This is a genomic window from Photorhabdus sp. HUG-39, from assembly GCF_963878365.1.
In the GTDB taxonomy this organism is placed as follows: Bacteria; Pseudomonadota; Gammaproteobacteria; order Enterobacterales; family Enterobacteriaceae; genus Photorhabdus; species Photorhabdus kayaii.
The window spans coordinates 1-1,050 of sequence record NZ_CAWNWY010000107.1 but is presented as its reverse complement, the minus strand read 5'-3'; the positions used below and the strand labels follow the sequence as shown (position 1 = coordinate 1,050).

The following is a 1,050-nucleotide window of genomic DNA, read 5'->3' as shown; positions in this document are numbered from 1 at the left end:
CCGGGCTGACCGCGCTCCCCGAGCCGCTCCGCCCGTAAATTCAGAGAAGGAACCCTTATATGTCATTCCAGAAAAAAACCGCCGGCGCCGCCAGCCTCGCTCAGCAAATCGCTGACCGGCTGAGTCCCCAAAGCGCCGGCGGGTTACAGTTTACCCTCACCGCCGGCGGACTGCCGCCGCACACCTTCGTGGTGGCCGGCTTTACCCTGCACGAGGCCCTCTCCACCCCGTTCACGCTGACCGTCAGTTTAGCCAGTGCCGACCCGGCGATTGATTTCGCCGCCGTCCTCGACCAGCCCGCCACCCTCACCATCCTGCGCGCCGGCCACGTCGAGCGCGCCGTCACCGGCATGGTCGCCAGTTTTGTCCAGGGCAATACCGGCAAACATCAGACCCGCTATGACATGACCATCCGGCCCGATATGTGGCGCGCCACCCTGCGCCAGAATGCCCGGATTTTTCAGCAGCAGGACATCAAAACCATCCTCACCACCCTGCTCAAAGAGAACGGCGTGCGGGATGTGGCGTTCAGCCTGCGCAACCCCCACCCGGAACGGGAGTTCTGCGTCCAGTACCGCGAAACCGATTTTGACTTTCTGCAACGACTGACCGCCGAAGAGGGGATTTTTTACTTCTTTGAATTCACCGGCCATAAAAACACCCTGGTGTTTGCCGACGACGCGGGTGCCGTGGGCAACGGCCCGGTGCTGCCCTATCACCCCGACGACGCTGAACAGGCCCAGCAGTTGTGCGTCACCCGGCTGACCCGTCAGGCGCAGGTGCGGCCGGCGGTGGTCGAGCTCAAAGATTACACCTTCAAAAACCCGGCCTGGGCGGCGGAGTTCCGTCATCAGATGCGGGAGCAGAACCTCCAGCATACCGGCTATGAACACTTCGATTTTCCCGGCCGCTTTAAAGATACGCAGCACGGCGCCGACTTCACCCGCTACCGGCTGGAAGCGCTGCGCAACAATGCCCTGACCGGTGACGGTGAAAGTAATGCCGCGACGATGCAGCCCGGCGTGCTGTTCACCCTGACCGGCCATCCCC

1 protein-coding gene is annotated in these 1,050 nt (G+C 62.8%); it reads left to right on the top strand.

Going from position 1 to position 1,050, the window contains the following annotated elements:
- Positions 1–59: 59 nt before the first annotated feature.
- Positions 60–1,050: type VI secretion system tip protein TssI/VgrG (gene tssI, locus AAC155_RS24225; protein ID WP_146748162.1), on the top strand; the 991-nt coding region annotated here is incomplete at its 3' end.